The organism is Paenibacillus sp. J45TS6 (genome assembly GCF_018403285.1).
Lineage (GTDB): Bacteria > Bacillota > Bacilli > Paenibacillales > Paenibacillaceae > Paenibacillus.
The window spans coordinates 44,454-65,103 of sequence record NZ_BOSJ01000011.1; the positions used below are offsets into that span (position 1 = coordinate 44,454).

Annotated in this window: 19 protein-coding genes; 4 read left to right on the forward strand and 15 right to left on the reverse strand. The window is 44.5% G+C overall.

Going from position 1 to position 20,650, the window contains the following annotated elements; all coding sequences use genetic code 11:
- Window positions 1-9 precede the first annotated feature (9 nt).
- The 8 genes from KJS58_RS16335 to KJS58_RS16370 form a co-directional block, all read right to left on the reverse strand.
- On the reverse strand, window positions 10-1,536 hold the full coding sequence (locus tag KJS58_RS16335; RefSeq protein ID WP_213533987.1) for a helix-turn-helix domain-containing protein: 1,527 nt from the start codon (window positions 1,534-1,536) through the stop codon (window positions 10-12).
- A gap of 123 nt (window positions 1,537-1,659) precedes the next feature.
- On the reverse strand, window positions 1,660-2,271 hold the full coding sequence (locus KJS58_RS16340) for a DedA family protein (RefSeq protein ID WP_213533989.1): 612 nt from the start codon (window positions 2,269-2,271) through the stop codon (window positions 1,660-1,662).
- Between the two features lie 135 nt (window positions 2,272-2,406).
- Window positions 2,407-3,819, reverse strand: coding sequence for a glycosyltransferase family 2 protein (locus KJS58_RS16345; protein WP_213533991.1), 1,413 nt, complete (start codon window positions 3,817-3,819; stop codon window positions 2,407-2,409).
- A 16-nt stretch (window positions 3,820-3,835) separates the two neighbouring features.
- Entirely contained in the window at window positions 3,836-4,873 is a 1,038-nt protein-coding gene (locus KJS58_RS16350) for a GT-D fold domain-containing protein (protein ID WP_213533992.1), read from the reverse strand.
- 13 nt (window positions 4,874-4,886) lie between these two features.
- Window positions 4,887-5,618, reverse strand: a complete 732-nt coding sequence (locus KJS58_RS16355) for a sugar phosphate nucleotidyltransferase (protein WP_213533994.1) — start codon at window positions 5,616-5,618, stop codon at window positions 4,887-4,889.
- 2 nt (window positions 5,619-5,620) lie between these two features.
- Window positions 5,621-6,394, reverse strand: coding sequence for a glycosyltransferase family 2 protein (locus tag KJS58_RS16360; protein ID WP_213533996.1), 774 nt, complete (start codon window positions 6,392-6,394; stop codon window positions 5,621-5,623).
- A complete protein-coding gene (locus KJS58_RS16365; RefSeq protein ID WP_249717460.1) occupies window positions 6,391-7,416 on the reverse strand; it encodes a glycosyltransferase family 2 protein in 1,026 nt (341 codons plus the stop codon). The genes KJS58_RS16360 and KJS58_RS16365 overlap by 4 nt, the downstream gene beginning before the upstream one ends.
- 76 nt (window positions 7,417-7,492) lie before the next feature.
- Window positions 7,493-8,482: a glycosyltransferase family 2 protein gene (locus KJS58_RS16370; protein WP_249717463.1), complete on the reverse strand. Its 990-nt coding sequence runs from the start codon at window positions 8,480-8,482 to the stop codon at window positions 7,493-7,495.
- Between the two features lie 352 nt (window positions 8,483-8,834).
- On the opposite strand from KJS58_RS16370, the gene KJS58_RS16375 reads away from it, so the two are divergent.
- The gene (locus KJS58_RS16375; protein WP_213534000.1) at window positions 8,835-9,917 is read left to right on the forward strand and encodes a YheC/YheD family endospore coat-associated protein; all 1,083 of its coding nucleotides are present in this window, start codon (window positions 8,835-8,837) and stop codon (window positions 9,915-9,917) included.
- A gap of 144 nt (window positions 9,918-10,061) precedes the next feature.
- Entirely contained in the window at window positions 10,062-10,883 is an 822-nt protein-coding gene (asd, locus tag KJS58_RS16380; RefSeq protein ID WP_213534002.1) for an archaetidylserine decarboxylase, read from the forward strand.
- Window positions 10,884-11,166: 283 nt separating this feature from the next.
- Here asd and KJS58_RS16385 read toward each other — a convergent pair whose 3' ends face one another.
- A complete protein-coding gene (locus KJS58_RS16385; protein WP_213534004.1) occupies window positions 11,167-11,952 on the reverse strand; it encodes a helix-turn-helix domain-containing protein in 786 nt (261 codons plus the stop codon).
- Between the two features lie 353 nt (window positions 11,953-12,305).
- On the opposite strand from KJS58_RS16385, the gene KJS58_RS16390 reads away from it, so the two are divergent.
- Together KJS58_RS16390 and KJS58_RS16395 are read left to right on the forward strand one after the other, a co-directional pair.
- Entirely contained in the window at window positions 12,306-13,604 is a 1,299-nt protein-coding gene (locus KJS58_RS16390; RefSeq protein ID WP_213534006.1) for an aminotransferase class I/II-fold pyridoxal phosphate-dependent enzyme, read from the forward strand.
- A gap of 201 nt (window positions 13,605-13,805) precedes the next feature.
- Window positions 13,806-13,952 carry a sporulation protein YjcZ gene (locus KJS58_RS16395; protein ID WP_191802052.1) on the forward strand — a complete coding sequence of 49 codons (147 nt, stop codon included), beginning with the start codon at window positions 13,806-13,808 and terminating at the stop codon, window positions 13,950-13,952.
- 123 nt (window positions 13,953-14,075) lie between these two features.
- Here the strand turns inward: KJS58_RS16395 and KJS58_RS16400 are convergent, their stop codons facing one another.
- The 6 genes from KJS58_RS16400 to KJS58_RS16425 all read right to left on the reverse strand — a co-directional run bounded on the left by KJS58_RS16400 (window position 14,076) and on the right by KJS58_RS16425 (window position 20,497).
- Complete coding sequence (locus tag KJS58_RS16400; protein ID WP_213534007.1) at window positions 14,076-15,293, reverse strand: ABC transporter permease; 1,218 nt, start codon at window positions 15,291-15,293, stop codon at window positions 14,076-14,078.
- A gap of 2 nt (window positions 15,294-15,295) precedes the next feature.
- The gene (locus KJS58_RS16405; protein WP_213534009.1) at window positions 15,296-16,042 is read right to left on the reverse strand and encodes an ABC transporter ATP-binding protein; all 747 of its coding nucleotides are present in this window, start codon (window positions 16,040-16,042) and stop codon (window positions 15,296-15,298) included.
- Window positions 16,043-16,071: 29 nt separating this feature from the next.
- A complete protein-coding gene (locus tag KJS58_RS16410; RefSeq protein WP_213534011.1) occupies window positions 16,072-17,418 on the reverse strand; it encodes a DEAD/DEAH box helicase in 1,347 nt (448 codons plus the stop codon).
- A 145-nt stretch (window positions 17,419-17,563) separates the two neighbouring features.
- Complete coding sequence (locus KJS58_RS16415; protein WP_374705826.1) at window positions 17,564-18,340, reverse strand: SDR family NAD(P)-dependent oxidoreductase; 777 nt, start codon at window positions 18,338-18,340, stop codon at window positions 17,564-17,566.
- A gap of 103 nt (window positions 18,341-18,443) precedes the next feature.
- A complete protein-coding gene (locus tag KJS58_RS16420) occupies window positions 18,444-18,902 on the reverse strand; it encodes a chemotaxis protein CheX (protein ID WP_213534015.1) in 459 nt (152 codons plus the stop codon).
- 251 nt (window positions 18,903-19,153) lie between these two features.
- Complete coding sequence (locus KJS58_RS16425) at window positions 19,154-20,497, reverse strand: MFS transporter (RefSeq protein WP_213534017.1); 1,344 nt, start codon at window positions 20,495-20,497, stop codon at window positions 19,154-19,156.
- Window positions 20,498-20,650 lie beyond the last annotated feature (153 nt).

Here is a 20,650-nt window from a genome sequence, read left to right on the forward strand (position 1 = left end):
AAGTCGTCCTCATCGTTGTTTTCGATATGCAGAAGGTGCCATCCCGGTCATTCGTTTGAACTGACTTACAAAATAGTCGACATTGGGATACCCTGAATTCATTGAAACCTCAGCGATATTGAAACGACTCTGGCGCAACAATCGCTTTGCTTCCTCCATTCGTTTGTCATTTAGATACTCACGAAAAGATTTGCCGGTCTGCTGTTTGAATGCTTGCCCCAAATAGTTAGCATTCATATGGAATTTTTGTGCAAGTTCCTGTAGTTGTAATTTCTCTCGAAACTCCTGATTAACATACTGTACTACCTGGAAAATCGTGCTGTACTCTTTTTCTTTCCGCAGCTCCATCAGCATCTTCATCGCATTCTGAGATAACTCGAGCGCATATTCCCGAAACGCAGAATAGGAGCTCATTCCGGTAGTAAGACCCAGCGTATTTTGCATGTCCCGCATAAAGTGATCCACATCTCCATCCAGCTCCTTCAACTGCTTACGAACACCCATTTCGAGTGCAAGTAATTGAACCCGGGCATATTCAATATCCGATACCGGCATCCTAGAATCAGAGTTAGCAAGCAGATCGTGCACTGCTCCTTCCAATTTTTCCTGTTCACCCGACAAAATCGTTTCCATCAGAATCGTCAACGCTTTCTGATTCACACTCGTCATACCCTCATTCTGTGGTAGATCCTCATAATGAATAATGCCATTTTCTCTTTGATAGCGCTTCCATTTAAGTGCAAATAATGCTTTTTCGTATGCCTGCTTCGTAGCCCCTGCTCCGCCTGGATGATGTCCAAGTGCCATAGTCATTTGCGTATGACTGGAGTACAGCTCATAGAGTTCTTTTCCAAGTACCTCCATCCGCTCCTGGGATGGTTCTGCCATCGCAGAGAATACTCCTACTCTTCCTTCTGCATCCGTAAAGAGCTCGGCGCGATAAGCACACGTTAGGCTGCGAACCTGCGATTTTATGTCTTCCTTATAAGTCTCCGTCTCAATTAAGAGACAGGCGATATTCTCATGGCCTTTCATTTGCAGTATCGCTTCTACTTCCGTTTTTAGTATGCTGCAGTCTTCGCCCTGGAGCAGTCGATTGAACAAGCTATTTACATATAAAGCATGCTCGCGTTGATGTACATCCTCGAAAGCCTGCTCTTCCTGAATTTTACGGCTGATCTGTTCCAGAACATTTTCTATCTCAACTTCATCAATGGGTTTAAGCAAATAATCCTCGACACGCTGTTCAAGCGCTGTTTTCGCATATTCAAAGCTATCATAACCGCTTAATATGACGAATCTAGGCGGCTTAGCCAGTTCCTGCATAGAACGGTCAATCAGTTCGAGACCACTCAGAGAAGGCATATGAATATCTGTAAGCACCAGATCCGGCTGAAGATCCTCGATTAAGGACCAGGCAGCATGTCCGTTTTCGACCTCTCCGCAGATTTGAAATCCATATTTGTCCCAATTCACCATGGTTCGCAAGCCCTCCAGCACCCATGGCTCATCATCCACCAATAAAACATTCATCATACTTGCTTCCTCCTTCATTTGAATGAAGCTTTCACGGTGTTCGAAAGCGAATGTAAATACTTGTTAAAATAACAATATTTATTGTAATATATCACATTTTCGCATGAATTGCCCAGACTATGATTATCGCTTACGTGAGCGACGGATGACCCAGCGGATGAGCTGATACAGTACAAATATGACTCCAAGCAAAATAAGCGTCCGGGTCAGCGAACGTTCAACGATCTGAAATACTTGCTTCCACTGTTCACCAAACACGTAACCAATAGAGAAAAATACAGTGACCCAGATGGCTGTGCCTGCGTAGGCGTACGTTGCTACTGTACGGTAAGGGAGACGGATAATGCCGATGAAATAGCCGATAAATTGTCTCACGCCGGGAACAAAAAAGACGTATAGCAACAGCTTGTCCCCATATTTATCATATCGTTTCCTTGTCTTCTCTAGGAACTCCGGATGAATAGACAGCCATTTTCCAAACCGATATACAAGCGGAGTTCCAAACCGATAACCAATACTATATGTAATCGTTACACCTAGAATGGCACCTGCCAGGGCAAATAAATAAGCAGGAAGCCAGTGCAGCAGACCTAGGTATACTAAATATCCCGTATATGTTAACGTACTATTTCCCGGAGGAATGGGCAAAGCAATAAAATCTAAAGGCAATCCGATAAGTAATACATAGTACCCGTATTGATCGAACAATCTTTCTACTACATCAATCAGATTCATGAAGTCTCCTTATGTACAGAAATAAATGTATTTTCTCTTCTAGAAATAGTAATCCAAATGTAGAACTTTAATCAAGTTTACCCTTCTGCCTTTCAAAAGAATCATAGAGAAAAGCAGAAGGTTCTTGCGCATGGTTTATAGCGGATGTTTCATCACAGAAGGTGCAATCAGGGGAAGCCCCAGCGGTAAGGTTTGAATGACTTGACTGCTAAGAATATGAACGGTATCCGTATCGTTCAACCAGTACTCCGCAGCATACCTGGTAACAAACGGTCTTCGCTTCCCACGACACAGTTGAAACCATTCCGAATTTCCGTTCAGGGAATCCTCCGTAATGATACTTCCCTCGGGTAAGCCAAAAGTGTAGTTTTGCCCCCTTATTATTTCAGTAATTTCTTGTTCAGTGCTTGCCGTAATGTCCATCCCTGTAGGAATTTGGCGAAGCTCCGGTCTTGATAAAGTGACCGCTTTCTTCTGAAGCTGATGATAGTCCGCCTCTTCTCCAACAAAGCTAACGCGATGTTTCTGTCCATCAGCTAACCAGTGTAGACTTCCTGCTGTACTCTGAATCCATCGATAGTTTGGATATAGATGGTAGGCGTATTTATTTAATTCAGGAGCGTTTTTTGTTCTTCGTATTTCTTTTGTTCTCAGAACAAGTTCATGGGGATTTCCCCACTTGGCTGCATAGAACTTCGCATTATGATCATTCGTCTGCTGGAACTGATCCGCAAGTCTTTTCATACTCACACTGCCATAATGGTGAATAAAACTGTCTCCTGCCACAGCTAATTTGCGGTCTAGTAAGCGAATACGAATGTTCCAATCTTCATCTTCATAGTTTCCGATGCGATATCCTTCGTCCAAATATCCAACTTCTGAGATAAGCTCACGCCGAAACAATAGACAGAATCCCACAAGCCTGTCTGTTATCCGCCACTGAGAAGGATCGGGGACACTGTATCTTTCCGCAAATGCCCACATGTCCTGGATCCGTTGATAAGATACTTCAATCTGCTGGTCTCCTCCAATGTAATTCGTGACGGGACCCACGGCTGCGATCTGCTCATCACTCTGTAGACAATGGAGCATATGAGTTAACCACCCTTTTGTTACTACTGTATCATTGTTCAGCATGACGATATAGTTGCCTCGTGCCATCATCAGCCCGTGATTAATTCCCCCTGAAAACCCGCGGTTTTCTTCAAGAATTGTATAGCGTATCCCTAATTTTTGATTCCTTAAATAAGCTGCTGTGCCATCACTTGATGCATTGTCCACGACAATGATCTCGTACGGCACGTCGGTGTTTGCCTTTATACTGTTAATGCATTCTTTAAGATAAGCAAGCTGATTAAATGTAGGAATAACAATGCTGGTCCCATCCATGTAGTTCCCATATGATACTGTCCCTGCTTTTAGGCCCTCTTCATAGCCCAGCAGGTATCCATCTTGATAAGCAGGGTTGGATCGCTGTGTGACTGCTCCTCCTTGTTTTTGCTTCCTTTTTCTAGAGATGATCCCTTTATTGCTGAAACTTTTTTTCATACGGATTCCCCTTTTATCAGCCAGGTGCTGCTTCATTCTTTATCATTTCATCCGCAACATGACCTATATCAATAGCAACCTTTCGGTACGTTGAAGCAATCCGCTGACAGATGACGACAGCTGGGACACCCGCTGCTACAAGTGCAATATCATATTCGTATTCCAAACAGGAAGCAAGAACCTGGTCGATGTCAGAAAAATCAGAGACCGGATAGATTGTACCGGTCACATTGATTCCTTTTTCCCGCAGGACCTGCGCTGTACTTACAGCTTTGTTCCCGATCAGCAGTATGCGCCTTCCGTACAGAAGCGGTATCAAATACCCTGTGTGATACAGGCTGTAGTTTATAGTAGAAGTCGTGAGTCTCATCTCTCTGATAGGCAGCTGGTAATGCTTGAATATACGAAACATCAGCATCTGAAAAGCTGGCTTACGTGATACAGGCACCCCGATATAATCAGCAGATTTAATCGCTTCGATTAAAGACATCTGTACAGAAGCATCAGGTACAGGCACTCCAGCATAAGGTAGGAATGCCCCTAACTCATCGACTTCTGCTGGAGACATCACTGTATCATAAGCAAGACTTAGCAGCTCCCCATCACCAATCCTTACCAGCGATAACGGCCTTTTCTCAACGATTGCAGTCCACAAGAGATCTCTAACCTCCGAGATGCCTGCAAGTTGCAACATATGAGATCGATAATACTCAAGTCCTGCCTGGATTATATCTTCACAAGTGACATCAGGCAGCAGCATCCCGTCAGGCATCCATTTCTCTACGAGGGCCTCTCCACCTGAATAAATTGCTTCTCTATATAAGGAATGAAGAGAAGGTTGATTTTTTGATTCAGCTTTCACAGCCTGCTTTCTTTTATTTGTTAACTGCTTGTCAGCCGGTTGCTTAGAAGCCTTACGACGGCGCTTTGACCCTGCAGAGGTTGATCTAGAGCCGCGAAAGTTACCTCTTCCTCTCGCTTTGGCCCTTAATTTGAACAAGTTTTTATTGGAACGACTCCCTTTCTTATGTTTGGAGACTTGCTTGCGACTCATTTGGACCACTCTCCTATGGCAGCAGGTCTTTCATTTTTTCGGCGGCCTCTTGTAAAGATTCAAAAGTCCCTGCATCACTCCAAAATCCAGGAACAATATCATACTCTAATCCTCCTGCTGCGGCATAAACATTGTTCACGTCCGTAATTTCAAGTTCTCCCCTTGCCGAGGGAGCAAGTCCGCTGATGAGCTGAAATACGGAAGCATCGAACATGTAGAACCCAGTTACACTATAATCAGACTTAGGTTGATCCGGTTTTTCTTCAATATGAGAAATAAGGTTTTTGTTAGCTGTGTCAAATACAGGGACGCCGTACCTTCTCGGATCATCCACTTCTTTCAGCAGCACCCGGGCCGTTCCTTGTGGCTGTTTTGCATAAGACGCAACATAGGGACTTAGATCATCTGCGAACAGGTTATCCCCCAGCAGTACGACGAATTTCTCCTCTGGCAAAATAAATCCTTTGGCTAGATCTAGCGCTTCAGCGATTCCACCCGCCTGTTCTTGGATTCGGTAGGTAATGCTCACGCCAAAAGCTGCTCCGCTGCCTAGAAAGTCGGTGTATAGACCTGAAGACTGCTTACTTATGACCATAAAAATATCCTTTATTCCCGCTTTACGCAAAGATTTAATTCCGTACACAATCATAGGATACTTCCCGACTGGCAACAGGTGTTTATTTAAATACAGGGTAAGCGGACGAAGACGTGTTCCTGTTCCTCCTGCAAGGATTACTCCTTTCAAGTCTATCCCTCCTTCGCATCATGTGACTTATCAATAAATTGCAGTGGATCGACCTTCCACTTCTCCATATATAACATCCGATTGCGGTTAAGAATTTGCTGTAATTTATCCTTTTTTTCTTTATTAAAACTTGCACTTCCCTCATGATGGACCAGAATATTACCCAAAACGAGGAGACGATATCCCGCAAGCCGAGCACGATAACAATAATCATCATCTTCATAATGACCTGGGCTGAATCGTTCATCAAGATAGCCGATTGTCTCAAGAACCTCACGTTTGAACAAAAAACAGAGGCCTACAATCCGGTTTACTTCTAACCATTTCTGAGGGTCCGGCCTATTATGTTCAGTCACTATTTGTTGAAACTGTTCCACCGAGTGAAACTCCACCGGAATCTGCTGAATCCCACTCGCATAATTGGTGACCGGACCTACAATTCCAATAGAAGGGTCACTATAAAGTCCTTGCAAGAGCAAGGTAAGCCAGTCTTTCGTAACCGTTACATCGTTGTTAAGCAGCAGCAGTGATTCCCCTCTTGCCAATCTTAACCCTGCATTACAGGCGGCAGGAAACCCTCCATTCTTCGGTAAAGAAATGAAACGAACCTTCTCCGAAGCACAATAGCCAAATGTATCATCCGTAGAACCATCATCGACGACTATAATTTCATAAGGTTCATCCGTGTACTGACGGATGGAATCGATACATTGCTTTAGCCAACCTCTCCCATTAAATGAGGGGATCACTATACTCGTTAGAGGGTAATGGTTCATTTGGCATTCCTCCAGCGCGCTACCTCTACTCTGCTTAAGAGAGAGGCTTCGGTTATTGCCTCAGCTTCCGCATGTAAAGTGCTTAGCAGCGATGACAGAGCCTCTGCATGATCTCCAATAATCATTTGTTCCACCGAATTCCCTTTCCCCACATTCCCTATTCTGCGGCGATTTTTTGTAATGACATCAACAGATGCAGCCACCTGTACAGTGCACCCTTTTTGGATTGCTGTCGTTTGAGCAAGCGGCGGAACAACCAAGCTAGAGTATCCTATCGTTTGTATACATTTTTTTGACAGGGCGTGCGGAACAGAGATAAGGGAACTTGCACCCAGATCTCGCCTGTTCAGTACCGAATTCAGATAACTTTTCAGACGTGTTACCGCATCCTGATTTGCAAAAGACGGTAAGTAGGAACGAAGATCATTTAGAGCCATATCTACCCCTGTATCTACAGCATATAGAAAAGGAGCCAATTGTTCTGCTTTGATGACCATATCACCATCTGTGAACAATACCGTATCTGCGGTCGTCATTTGAGCACCGATCGCCCGCCCGACATCATGACCGACCCGCTCCGGCTCATAGATAATTGTCACGAGGGGGTATTCTCTCGCCAAAGCATAACTATTGTCGCTGCATCCATTGAGTACTACGATGATCTCTTGCAAAGGCAGTCTGCTTAGTTCATTTAAAACAGCACCCAGCGTTTTTTCTTCATCTGATGCGGATACAACGGCTGCAGCTGAATGCGCAAGTGGCAGCAATATAGGCAGGTTAGTACTTTTCTTTTTGAGATAAAAAGCATGCTGATAGGCTTCTGCAATCTGTCTAACTTGACCATATGGCAGGGGTTTCGTTACGGATTGAAAATACCATGACGTAAATTCCGCATGCACATTTTGTATGGATTTTGAGGACTGGCGACGCAGTTTCTTCGAAGCAGCGAGACCTGCCTTTACTCCTAGTATCCGAAGGGTCTTAGGGACAGATGAGGTGCGAGAAACATGGATTCGCTTCACGCTTTTATTTTTCCGCTTTCGCGGCTTTATCGTTTTCTTTGCAGTGGAGTTTCTCATTCTCCTCACCTCGTCTCATTCACTTCACTTCACTTCGAACTAACTGCCGATCTCGATATAGATCGGTGTAACCTGCTCTTGGACCATAGTTCTCGGTCAGCCAATGTACCGCTTCTTGATGGTCTCTGAGAATAACCTCTGTCAGTAGATCTGCTCCGCCTTTGCGCCGAGTTGGATTCAGCTGACCCACGGGAATAGGATGAACCGCCTGAACATTCAGTCCTCTTGCTATTCCTATCGCCTGTGCAAGCGGCGGAGAGCTAAGGATACTTGATCCAATCATCTCATATGCCTTACGGCTGATCGCATGAGGAACTGCCGTCAGTGAAGCCCCCCCAAGGTCGGACCTTCCAAGCATAATATTTAACACATACTTGGCTTCAACGACCGGATGAACCGGTGTGCGCTGTATCGGACCTTTATAGTCGTTAAGTGCAATATCAACACCAGACAGAACTGCCCGAACAAACGGCCGAAGCTGATGAGCCGGTATGACCATATCCCCATCTATAAACAAAAGCACACGTCCCTTTGCTGCTTCTGCCCCCACATGTCTCCCGACATCATGACCAAGCGGATCATGATAATATAACACTTGGGCTCCCGCTGTCTCCGCTCGTACTGCTGTCCCATCTGTAGAGCCGTTAGCCACTACAATTACTTCACTGGAGGGATGTATTCGGCGGCCCTCGAGGACTGCTTCTGCAATCGTAGATTCTTCATTCATCGCAGGAATAATAACCGAAACTACCGGTTCATCAGAAGGAATACTCCGGGTCAGTGCCATGAATTGATCCTGCTCTAGTTGGGATACCGTCGCCCAGATGGGTCTAGCTCTCTTGCTTCTGCGTTTCTTGTTCTTACTGCCAGATCTTTTTATTTGATGGGTTCGATGAGGTGTCATGGAACCTTTCTTTGTTTTTTTTCTAATCATTCCCGGGCGTTTAGGTTCTGAATTTTTTCCTGACCCGTTTTTTCTCTTCTGCTGTCTTTCGCTCAAATCTCCCATGCGCTGTATACCTCCCTTGCAGGCCTCCAGCATATAGATGGAGTTATCACGTACATCTTATGACCATTGTCATTTTTGGAAACGGCAGTTGCCCTTCCTTTTCTGAATAACCTTCTCGGGTGAACAGATCAACATAGGGCTGTAATCTTAGCATTCTATGCTACCCTTTGGGCGGCTGACACTGTTATTCATATCTCCTCTCTTCCCCCGCCTCTCTGCGGGTTAACTCCCAGACTCCCGAATCAGGCTTGTATCATTTCTGCGAGTTCAGCTGTTGCCCTACCCGGGCTGTTCTCTTTTTTCATAGAATAAGAAGAATAACAACTAGGACAGGAAATAAAGAGGAAGGGGTATGGTGATGAACCGTGTAGGAATTTTACTGGATTCGAGTATACTTCGGGGCATCCCTGCAGGTAGAACTAGACAGGAATCTCTTGCTTGTTATGAGCTTGCTGCTGCTAGCTATGGTCTGACTGTCTGTTATCTAAGATTAGAAGATGTGGACCTACTTGCGGGAAAATGCAAAGCTTACATTCGTAAAAATCAACGTTACCAAATGCATCATATCGAAATCCCTAAAGTAATTCACAACCGGGCCATGCATTTCTCTAAAATCAGTCATTACTTAATTGCTGGTCTCATTCAGCGCGGCATTACTATTTTTAATGTGCGAAACCGTTATGGTAAAGATGAGATTTACCGATTGCTCATGAACAACACGGAACTATCCACTCATCTGCCGGAAACAGAACTTGCATCCATCGGGGCGATTCAGCGAATGCTCGAAAGACACCGTGATTTGATACTTAAACCGGTAAGCAGCAGTATAGGAAAAGGAATCATGCGTATCATTCACGAACATGGAAATGGGAAGATTTATATCTCATCGGCTCGAGATAAAAAGCAGGTTCATTATCCGATCAAAAAAGGAAAATTGCCTCCTGAACTATATGCTCGTATTCGGGAAAAGAATTACCTAGTTCAAGAGCGTATTCCCCTAGCCACCTATGTAGGGCGTCCTATTGATCTTCGTGTCTCTGTGCAGCGAGGAAGCACGGGCTGCTGGCATGTCACAGGGATGTATGCGAAGGTTGCTCCGCGGGATCATTTTGTGACCAATGTGGCTCAAGGCGGAATGGCATTGCCTTACGACGTAATTCATCCCTTCGTTCTTCCCTCGCACTCATTACCTGCTGTTGTCCAACAGATCCATCACCTGGCTGTAACAGCCGCTCGGCATCTTTCCCGTACGTTACCTGGTCTAGCTGATCTAGGATTTGATATGGCGCTTACTTCACAGGGAGAAATCTATTTCATCGAATGTAATGGCAGAGACCAGCGCTACGGTTTTCGTAAAGCAGGAATGGATAAGGAATGGCTGGAAAGTTATAAAAGACCTATAGCGTATGCAAGACTTTTGTTGGATCAGGGCTAAGGCATCCTCTGAATCTCTCTATGCAGATCATTTGAATACGAAAAAAGCTGTATTGATTTCGCCTGCGTTCTGTGTCAATATAATGCAGAGTGGCCGGGCTGTAGAAACCCGGTCTATAAGGTACGTTTTATAAGGGGGATATGCATGTCGAAACCATTGCTTCGTCTGATGACAGAGCTTTCTTCACGTAAATGGATCTCCCGGATTACCGGCACTTTTTCGAAAAGCAGCGCAAGCCGACTGCTGATTCCATGGTTTATTAAAACATATGAGATCCCTGCACATGAAGCAGAACTTTCACCCAAAGAATATCCCTCACTGAATGCCTTTTTTACGAGGAGATTACAGACCGGTGCAAGAATGATTTACGAAGAACCAAATATGCTCCTGAGTCCTGTGGACGGTAAGATTACAGCGATGAGTCCTATTACGGGAGGAACACTCCTAAATGTAAAAGGCCATGATTACACATTATCAGACCTTCTCAACCATTCGCCTCATCTTGAAAAGTATAAGAATGGCTGGGCTTTTGTCCTGTATCTCAGTCCCAAAGATTATCATCGAATCCACTCTCCCGTATCTGGAAAATTGGTAGAAAGTGAACATATACGCGGTAAAGTATATCCTGTGAATGATTTTGGTCTTCGTCATATGAGATCGGTGCTCAGCCGAAATGAAAGACGGATTACATATATCAAACACGAATTTGGTGAGATCGCGGTGGTCAAAGTCGGGGCCATGAATGTAAGCAGCATTCAATATACAGACAATACAGCAACCGCCTGGGAACGCGGAGATGAGCTTGCTTATTTTGAATTTGGTTCTACAGTGGTTCTCCTCTGTGAAGAAGGAACTTTTGAACCGAACCATGATCTTTCTCTAGGACAAAATGTGAAAATGGGGCAGCCTCTTGGCTTGTTAAAGCCTAAAAAATCACGTTCCGTTTCCACTCAACCACATACCTAAAAAAGCAGCCGCTTTCAGGATATCCTGACAAGCTCGCTGCTTTTTATCTATGGCCAATCATCTTATGGACTGAGATTTAATTATCATTAATATTAAAACCATATGTCTTCTGCTGGTTTACGGCGCATACGCGTGCGGAATAAATTCCACCCTTTACCCGAGCAGCAACGATTACGAATTCTCCGTATGCCGTTCACGATTACACCCTCCTCACTGTACAAGCATCTTCAATCTACTATTTCAAGTAAATACCCTGCACAAAAGAGTTTGAAACGGTCTTGTCTCACCGAATTTCGGATGGACTCTTTCCAGTGTACTGTTTAAATTGCCTGCTAAAAAAGAAAATATCACGATATCCCAGCGCATCGGCAACTTCAGTAACATTCATACCTGCATGAACCAACAGATGCTCGGCACGTTCAATTCTCATCTTTATAATATAAGACTGTACCGAATAACCGACCAGTTCTTTAAATTTAATTGAAAAATAACGCGGAGATAACCCTGCACGTGCAGCCAAATCCTCCACACGATGGTTAATTCCCGGATGCTGCCTTACGTAATTTGCAATCTCCTGGATCGCTTGTGCAAGCTGATTACTTACTTTCCTTTCCTCAGGCTCCTCTTTGTCAACCCGAAGCAGATGAATCATCAGCTGTTTAAGGATCAGTTTGATTTCTTCCTCTCTGCCATACGAATTAGACAAGAACAAACGCACATACCTAGCCAGCATGTGTTCAAAGTCAACCGTTTCTCTCAGTTTGCGATAAGGATCAGGAACTTCCTCTACCAAACCTTCCACATCAAAATGAATATATGTCAGGACAAACGGTTTTTGTGGATTATGAGTCGCACTCGTATGGTCACCAGGTCGAAATAAAAAACAGCTTCCTTTTTGGGCAGAAAAAGGTTCATCATTCAGGATAACGGTACCTTCTCCGCTCCACACATAAAATAAATCATAGTTTTGCATCGGTTTTTCGCGCTTCTGCCATTTCCAGCCTGGCTCACAGACAATCTTGGCGACGGCGGGCAAAATCACAAAAGACGACGGTGACGCCTGTAACATGTCGTCCTTCCTCCTTATAAAAGTGGTTCCTATGTACTTTTTCTATTATAGCGTGAAACGTCTTGAAAAAAAACAGACGGCTGCAGCGATCTGTGAAGGTTCTTAGTCGAGGAACGAATAAGGATGTAGAGAACCGAACTTATAGTGAATTTTGCCCCTTCCATACAGATCTAACATAAAAGTAACGCGTTCATGCAGCCGGAGCTCGCCCCTAAAGCCTTTTTTCCGTGACGGCACTAGGTGTTGATGCTATAATATGAGGCAGTAAATGGTGACTATCCGGGCTGCGTCTTATATTAACACCTTAGAAGGTCAGAACGGATGCAATTCAAAGACTTGGAAGGATGAATAAAATGAATCCACTAGCTTTACAGCTGAACGAAAGCATTCAAGCGAGCAGTAATCATGTGTACGACATGCTCTCGAAGCTTGGCAAAGAACTTTATTATCCGAAGGAAGGTATTTTGAGTCAATCAGCAGAAGCTTCTAGCCGTGCCAAGAAATATAATGCTACAATCGGAATCGCCACTGAACACGGTAAACCGATGCACCTTCAAGTCATTCAAGAAAAATTATCTGCCTATAAACCACAGGATTTGTATCCTTATGCACCTCCTGCAGGCAAACCGGCTCTCCGGGAAGCATGGCGTAAGAAAATGCTCGAAGAGACCCCCTCTTTACAAGGAAAATCATTTGGTAATCCCGTCGCTACGAATGCACTCACCCATGGTCTCAGCATTGTTGCTGACCTATTCGTAGACGAGGGAGATGCTGTTATATATCCAGATAAAAACTGGGAGAACTACGAACTGACTTTTGGAGTTCGCAGACAGGCTAGACTCATTAACTATCCGCTGTTTAATGAGAACAATCAGTTTAACAGCGCAGGACTCAAAGAAGCTCTTCTCGCTCAAAAAGATCAAGGAAAAGCGATTGTTGTACTTAATTTCCCGAATAACCCAACAGGGTATACTCCAGGGGCTGAGGAAGGCAAAGAAATTGTGGCTGCCGTGAAGGAAGCCGCAGACGCAGGTATTAACGTGGTTGTCGTAACCGATGATGCTTATTTCGGTCTCTTCTTTGAAGACTCACTGCATGAATCCCTGTTCGGAAGTCTGACTAACATTCACCCGCGTATTCTGCCTGTTAAAGTGGACGGCGCAACGAAGGAAGAATTCGTATGGGGGTTCCGTGTTGGCTTCATTACCTATGGTCATGAAAGTGCTGATGTATTATCTGCACTGGAGCAAAAAACGCTGGGTATTATTCGGGCAACGATTTCAAGCGGTCCACACCCATCCCAGACTTTTGTACTCGATGCACTGAATTCGCCAGAATTCTCTGAACAAAAACAAGAGAAGTTTCTCATCATGAAAGCAAGAGCTAATAAAGTAAAAGCTCTGCTCGATAGTGGAAAATACAGCGGTGCTTGGGATTACTACCCGTTTAACTCCGGTTATTTTATGTGTCTCAAGCTTACAAAAGTATCTGCTGAAGAACTGCGAACTCATCTGCTGAATGAGTACGGAATCGGCACGATTGCCATTGGCGAACACGATCTTAGAATTGCATTTTCTTCCCTTGAAGAAGAGCAGCTAGAGGATCTGTTTGATCTCATTTATCAGGCTGTTCAAGATTTAATTCAGGAGTAGAATTCCACACTTCCTGTTCCAGATTCCAGACTACGCTCTAAACAATCATAAAAGGGAACTCCGTTGCTCTTCAGCACGGAGTTCCCTTTTTTTTCACACATTAAGGCGTAAGCCCAAACCCTCAAGGTACACCTGTCATACAATACGTTGTACGCTTCGTTAAGAGGCGCACGACAAACCGATTTGAAAGGGGAATGTACAATGTCTGGATCTGAAGAAAGAAGCGGATATGGATACGGTGGAGGTTACGGCGGAGGTCACGGTGATGGCAAAAGCATTGGTGCAATCCTCGTACTCTTTATCTTGCTCGTGATTATCGCTAAATCGTTCATGAGCTACAGCTACTAATCACAGACCTGTTCTTGTAACCATTACAAGACAAAAGGCCGGGATATCCCGGCCTTGTTTACTTCCAAGCGGATAAATGGCAGGGACCTATATCATCATGTTGATCCTCCCTGCACCTTCCGTTTATTCCGCATCTTCCTCGTTTGACCACTTCTTACGTTCCGAAGTTCGGAACCAGCGGGCGATGAGTATACCTATTACTAACGTAATTAAGGTCTCTACCCATCTGCCCCACCCCCCAATGAATAGAGGGATGAATAATAAGATTGCTCCCGCCATCTGTAATACATAGACAAAACCAAGTACCTGCTCTCTTCGGCTTTGTGGTGTCACAGGATAAATATGAATCCAAAACGAATCATGGTGATTTCGCCGAAGTCCAGACAGCTGAATTCCTAGCAAGAATAAGAAGAACAAATACACTCCGCTTCCCCATAAACTGCCTGCTGTCCAATATACGAATAATCCGCCAATTACCATAAGCCTTACGGTAATTCCAAGCAAATCACTGCGCAGGAACGTTTTGAAGATAAGATACTGAAATGCGGCCTGCTGTCCCCACCGAAGCCGATCAGCAAGCGGTGCCAGCCACTTCCGGGCATGAACCCGCTGACGAGAAGCAGGAACTTCCACAAACCAACCTAACGTCTTCATTGCTCGTGAACTTTGGTTTTGTTCTGTCTCGATCAGATATTCCCAGTGTACAGGCAGCTTCACTGGAAATCGAAGAGAAACCAGATATAATCCGGCAAGCAAGGCAATAAAGATCAGACTTAGCGCAAGCGAATGCCATAGAAATGCATATAAACTTACTACAATAAAGCCATATCTTAATACTCGATATCCTAATCGAGCGGACCGTGATATCATCTGCTGCTCGATCCAGCCTCCGTAGCTGGCGAAGTATTTAAGCAATAGAAGCACAATTAAGAATAGATAAAAGGGCTTCGGCTCTCCTTCACTGCGAATATAAAGCGGCCATAGAAGAATGATTAATAGAACCAGACCTACCGACTTATAGACGATCCCTCTTACAAAACTGTTCTGTAAATACAGATTCATTCGATATTCCTGAGGTCTTAGGAAGACGATATCTGCCTGCTGTAGATAGGTTCTAAAGCTGCTGAAAATTACGGGAGGAGCAAGTACAACAAGCATTACCAGACCAATCGGAAATCCTTCAGGAATATCCTGAACAAGAGCGGTATACCATGCGGAAAAAGCAATCAGGGCGAACCCCATCATCACCGCTACCCCGCTCTGCATTACATATCCTAGATAAGGAGTAATCTGATTCCAGAATGCAGAACGCCTTGTTTTCCATAGCTGCTTCAGATCCATCTTCAATCCCTGCCTTGTACAAGTTGATAGAATAGATCTTCAAGCGGAGCTTGCTTCATCCCGAACTGTTCACGCAGTTCTGTGAGTGTTCCTTGGGCAATAATTTTGCCGCTGTGAAGAATGATGAACCTGTCACAGTAATTTTCAATAGTCGATAGAATGTGTGAACTAAGCAAAATGGAAGCGCCCGATGCGCGAATTTCCATCATAAAATCCAGTAAAGACCGGATACCAAGCGGGTCAAGACCAAGGAAAGGCTCATCGATAATGTAAAGCGGCGGTCTAGCGACAAAAGCGCTCATAATCATCACTTTTTGCCGCATCCCTTTGGACAAATGAGAAGACAAGGTATCTTTCTTATCTCTCATTCGGAACATGTCCAGCAAATGATCAGCCCGTTCCTTAAACTCTGCTTTGGTCACATTATAAGCACGTGCTGTAAATTCCAGATGCTCCATAACGGTCATTTCCATAAACAGTTCCGGTGATTCAGGAACAAAGGCCATCCCGCTCTGATAAGATTCTGGATCTTCTTCCCTTCGTTTCCCTTGAATCAGAACCTCCCCTTGCTGCGGAACCATCAGGCCGAGTATATGCTTCATGGTCGTACTTTTTCCCGCCCCGTTCAGTCCAATCAGGCCTACCATCTCACCAGGAGCCACCTGAAAATCAATATGATGCAGCACGGGTTTTTTGGCACTATACCCTCCGCTAAGATCATTAATTTGCAGAATCGGTGATTGTTCCATGATATCCCCCGCTTTCTTCTATATTAGGCTTATTGCTCTTTTTTCTTGTCCTTAAGCCATTTTGGAGCCCCTTTGTTCTTCCGATCGCGTTCTCTCTCGTTCTTGCGTCCAGGAACAGCGGAGGATTGCTCACGGTCTTTCGCACTGCTTGTGCGAACCGCTGGTTTTCCATGTGAAGAGGAAGCAAAAGAAGAAGCTCCTTTTTTAGTGAATGATCGCTGAGGTCTATTGGAGGAAACCGCCGGTCCATCTTTTATTTCTCCACCTTGCATTGCTCGTTCATTCAGCTCAATGCCAAGTTCTCTAGCGAATTTACGCATGATAAAGGTCTCTTTCTCCCCAACGATGGATACAACAGTCCCCGTCTTGCCCATCCGTCCTGTTCTGCCTGCACGGTGAACATAATGATCGGAGTCAAAAGCAGGGTCAAAGTTAATAACGAGCGGTAAATCTTGAATATCAAGACCTCGTGCAGCTACATCACTGGCAATGAGAAGTTTAATCTGTCCATCACGGAATGCACTTAAAACCCGGGTCCGCGTCATTTTATCCGCATCACCGTAAAGAGCAGCAGCAGAGATACCCATGTAGTTCATTTTGGCTTCTACTTCCGAAATCGTCTCCGCATTATTAGCGAACACAATCGCTTTGGTTGGATCAAAATGACGCACCACGCGGCGAAGCATATCAATTTTCTCGCGCTCACCTGCTACAAAATACAAATGTGTCAGTCCTGTTGCCGTCATTTGCTCCGGATCAATACCAATCGAAACAAAATCTTTCATTTCACGTTCAGCGAGTCTCCGTGTTCCTTCATCCACCGTAGCGGATAAAAAGACGAGCTGGCGATCTCTGAGTGCACTGCGCAGAATATGATTCACATCACCTGCACCGCCCAGCTGAAATACTTGATCGGCTTCATCGATAACGATTGTTTTGACCTGATGCATTTTGAGTTTACGTACTTCAATTAATTCACGAACTCGGCCCGGTGTCCCTACGACAATCTCCGGATGCTCTTTCAGCTTTTCGATCTGACGTTTGATGGCAGCACCGCCAATAAGGCCGAGTGTCTTAATTCCCTTATATGCGCCGTACACTTCTGCTTCTCGTACAATTTGCATAGCAAGCTCTTGTGTCGGAGCAAGAATGACTTTTTGTGTACCTTTTACATTCGTATCTACCGTTTCCAGAAGCGGCAGTAGGTACGCTAATGTTTTTCCAGTTCCGGTCTGGGAACGAGCAAGGACATCTTTTCCTTCACGTATCACAGGAATCGTCTGTTCCTGTACAGGAGAAGGCGCTGTAATCCCTTTATCCGAAAGCAATTGTATTAAATCCGGGTGTAACCCGAGTGAATCAAAACTTGTTGTCATTTTTAATAGTCCATCCTTTGTTTGAAAATCGATTATATTTCATTATATGCGAAAACAGGCGCTGTACCAAATGCGATCTTTTTTCGCGCCATAAAAAAACAAAAAATAAAGCCCCTAAGCTTATAATTAGCCAGGAGCTTTCCCTTTATTTTCGGTTCATGAGTCCATAGGTCAACCTATCTGCAAATCTGGGAAACAACTGATAAATCCGCATGCCAAAAGCCGCTGATCGGGGGAGATTTACCTCTTCCTTGCGGCGGATGATCGCCTGTACAATCTTATCAGCAACGTATTCGGGTTTCATGATGAAGCCGCCTAGATTTTTCATATAACCGCCGTCCGGATCTGCCTGTTCAAAAAAAGGGGTGTCAATGGGGCCCGGGTTAATCGTTGTTACGTGAATGCCCGATTTTCTATATTCCTGTCTCAGTGCATTGCTAAAGCCGAGAACCGCATGTTTCGTCGCTGTGTAGGAAACCGATTTTGCCGTTCCAATCTTTCCTGCCATAGAGGCAACATTTACGATTTGACCCTGCCCTGCTTCCAGCATATAAGGCAATACGACTTTCGTTACCCGTACTGTTCCCATATAATTCACGTCCATCATATCTTCAAATGAAGAAACAGGCATATTAACGAACGATTCAAATTGTCCATAGCCCGCATTATTAAGTACGATATCAATTTTCCCGTACTTTTCTATAATTTTCTCTACGCAAGACTGTACTTCCCTTGCATCTGTTACGTCCATCTTCAGCCATTCATGAGTACCACCTATGGACTGACTGATATCAGTTAGCTTTTTCTCTGATCTTGCCGTCAAGATCGGAATCGCACCCTCCGCACTCAGCTTCTGTGCACATAAAGCGCCAATACCGCTTGATGCTCCTGTAATCAGTACCACTTTGCCTTGTAACCTCATCGCCATTTATCCTCCAGCCTGCAGTTCGCTTATTCTTATTATGATAATGCACCCGTATGTAAAAAACAAAACTAGAATAGCGAGCTGCTGCTTAGAGAACGGTTTAAGAGATCATAACTTGAATATCCAGCTCTCCAATGCCGTCCATTGAGATCGGAATACAAAGTGCCTGACTGACGAGGTCCATGCCGGGATGAGAGGATTTCACTACCTGCGGCGGAGTAATATCAACAGAGTATCCCTGGTTATATAGGATCGTACTTGCATTCCCGCTAATCATATTACCGAGTTCTGAAATTGCGCTCTGCCCCATCTCATCCATCTCAGCAATGATAAATCCGCCCATCATAGCGGATACGATACGTAGTGCCACCTGTTCCTCAATTCCAAAAACAACGTTGCCGTTCAGTTGTCCTGTCATTCCGATCATGATCCATATATGGTCCTCTAAGTACTCCACATTTTTGATACCCAGTTGACCGGTGGAAGGTGATTTTTGAATCAATTGTTCAAATACGAGCCGTGCGGACTCCAAAAACGGATTAATCACTTCGGCTTTCAACAATTTTGCCCCCTTACTGAGTTAATGGTCACGACCCAAAAGTCCCATTATAATTAACATTATTATACTTTAAGCCACATTTCAATTCATCACGAATTAAATCTAAAGGCCCATAATAACTGTTATCGACAGATCAGAAGGGATTGTTTATACATGAATAAGAAAGTCGTATCCATCGAAAGCAAACAATTAGGTAAGTCCAACGATTCACCAGCTCATTTTCCTAGTTCAAAAGACCTCCATTCCTGTTCTTACCACGTGAAACCACTAGGTGTATAACGGTCCGGTGGTACAGAGGGATCATCATCCTCTGCTGCTTCTCTTTCCCCTTTTGATAAATCGACCTTCGTTAAGAACCACATCCCTGCTAAGAAAAAGAACATAACGGACAAGATCGCAAGCCGGCTTGTGCCTGTTAAGGCTGCGGTAAGGCCAAATACGGCTGGGCCGAGCGCGGCAGATACTTTTCCGGACAGACTCATAAAGCCAAAAAATTCAGTAGCTTTGCTTGCAGGGACAAGCTGACTATAAATAGACCTTGCGAGGGACTGGCTTCCTCCTTGCACCATACCGACCATCGCCGCGAGAATATAGAAGTGAAGCGGACTGTTCATAAAATAACCAACAATAACAATCAACACATAAAACCCAAGGGATAAATAAAGTGCATTTTTAGCACCGATTTTCACCGGCAGTTTCTCAAATAGAAAAGTAAATGGTACACCCACAAACTGAGTAATCAATAACGCCGCGATCAGATGCGTAGCCCCAATGCCAATCTCGGCACCATAAATGGCAGCCATACTAATGATCGTGCTGATTCCATCATTAAAAAGCCAAAAAGCTACTAAATATTTGAATAGTTCGGGATATTTTTTGATATGTAACAAGGTACGAAGAACACTTTTTACACTTTGTTTTACGGTGCGGAATACCCCCGTCTGGGGAGATGATTGGGAAGGATCTGTATGTTTATGTTTAGGCTCAATCAGCGGTACGTTGCGAAAAAGCGGGATCGAAAACAGCAGCCACCATAAACCGGCGGTCATAAAGACGATTTGCATCGCCTGAATTTGAGAAGTAAATCCAAAGCTCGCCCATCCTTGAATGAGCACAATGTGCACAAGAAGTAAGAGGCCGCCTCCAAGATAACCGTACGTATAACCGCGTGCAGACAAAGCATGACGCTGATCTGGCGGCGCGATATCACGTAACATAGCGTCATAGAATGTATTTCCGCCGGAGAAACCAAGCGTTGCAATAATAAACAGGACAGAGACAGCTACATAATCTCCTCTCCCTGTAAAGCCAATAAGTGCACTTGCAACAGCTCCTACAATAGCAGCGACCAGAAGAAAAAGTCCTTTCCTTCCCCCTTGATCAGCCGCCGCACCAAGCAGAGGAGCCAGCACAGCAACAAGAATCATCGCTATGGTTTGAGAGAAAGCCCAGTAACTCGTAGCTACCGCCCCATCAAGATCAGCTGCAGCCACTGTTTGATAGAACACAGGAAGCACAGCTGCGATCATTGTCGTTGCAAACGCAGAATTAGCCCAATCATACATCGCCCAGGCTCTTGCCCTTTTTTGGTTCACCTAAACCCCTCCATCTTTATACTAATCTTTGATATAGGCCACTTTACAGGAGATGTATGAAATATATTCAAGCTTTCTATTAAAAATGAAAACATGACAGCGTTGCCCTCCACCTTTCATTCCCCTATAATTTATAAAAGAACGATATCTTAT

What these genes read in the sequence shown, in the direction of transcription:
- KJS58_RS16370 (WP_249717463.1), bottom strand. Translation starts at nt 8,482, where the DNA reads ATGGGAGATTTGAGCGAAAGACAGCAGAAGAGAAAAAACGGGTCAGGA.
- KJS58_RS16335 (WP_213533987.1), bottom strand. Translation starts at nt 1,536, where the DNA reads ATGATGAATGTTTTATTGGTGGATGATGAGCCATGGGTGCTGGAGGGC.
- KJS58_RS16360 (WP_213533996.1), bottom strand. Translation starts at nt 6,394, where the DNA reads ATGAACCATTACCCTCTAACGAGTATAGTGATCCCCTCATTTAATGGG.
- KJS58_RS16340 (WP_213533989.1), bottom strand. Translation starts at nt 2,271, where the DNA reads ATGAATCTGATTGATGTAGTAGAAAGATTGTTCGATCAATACGGGTAC.
- KJS58_RS16395 (WP_191802052.1), top strand. Translation starts at nt 13,806, where the DNA reads ATGTCTGGATCTGAAGAAAGAAGCGGATATGGATACGGTGGAGGTTAC.
- KJS58_RS16375 (WP_213534000.1), top strand. Translation starts at nt 8,835, where the DNA reads ATGGTGATGAACCGTGTAGGAATTTTACTGGATTCGAGTATACTTCGG.
- KJS58_RS16415 (WP_374705826.1), bottom strand. Translation starts at nt 18,340, where the DNA reads ATGAGGTTACAAGGCAAAGTGGTACTGATTACAGGAGCATCAAGCGGT.
- KJS58_RS16345 (WP_213533991.1), bottom strand. Translation starts at nt 3,819, where the DNA reads ATGAAAAAAAGTTTCAGCAATAAAGGGATCATCTCTAGAAAAAGGAAG.
- KJS58_RS16410 (WP_213534011.1), bottom strand. Translation starts at nt 17,418, where the DNA reads ATGACAACAAGTTTTGATTCACTCGGGTTACACCCGGATTTAATACAA.
- KJS58_RS16390 (WP_213534006.1), top strand. Translation starts at nt 12,306, where the DNA reads ATGAATCCACTAGCTTTACAGCTGAACGAAAGCATTCAAGCGAGCAGT.
- asd (WP_213534002.1), top strand. Translation starts at nt 10,062, where the DNA reads ATGTCGAAACCATTGCTTCGTCTGATGACAGAGCTTTCTTCACGTAAA.
- KJS58_RS16385 (WP_213534004.1), bottom strand. Translation starts at nt 11,952, where the DNA reads ATGTTACAGGCGTCACCGTCGTCTTTTGTGATTTTGCCCGCCGTCGCC.
- KJS58_RS16400 (WP_213534007.1), bottom strand. Translation starts at nt 15,293, where the DNA reads ATGGATCTGAAGCAGCTATGGAAAACAAGGCGTTCTGCATTCTGGAAT.
- KJS58_RS16350 (WP_213533992.1), bottom strand. Translation starts at nt 4,873, where the DNA reads ATGAGTCGCAAGCAAGTCTCCAAACATAAGAAAGGGAGTCGTTCCAAT.
- KJS58_RS16405 (WP_213534009.1), bottom strand. Translation starts at nt 16,042, where the DNA reads ATGGAACAATCACCGATTCTGCAAATTAATGATCTTAGCGGAGGGTAT.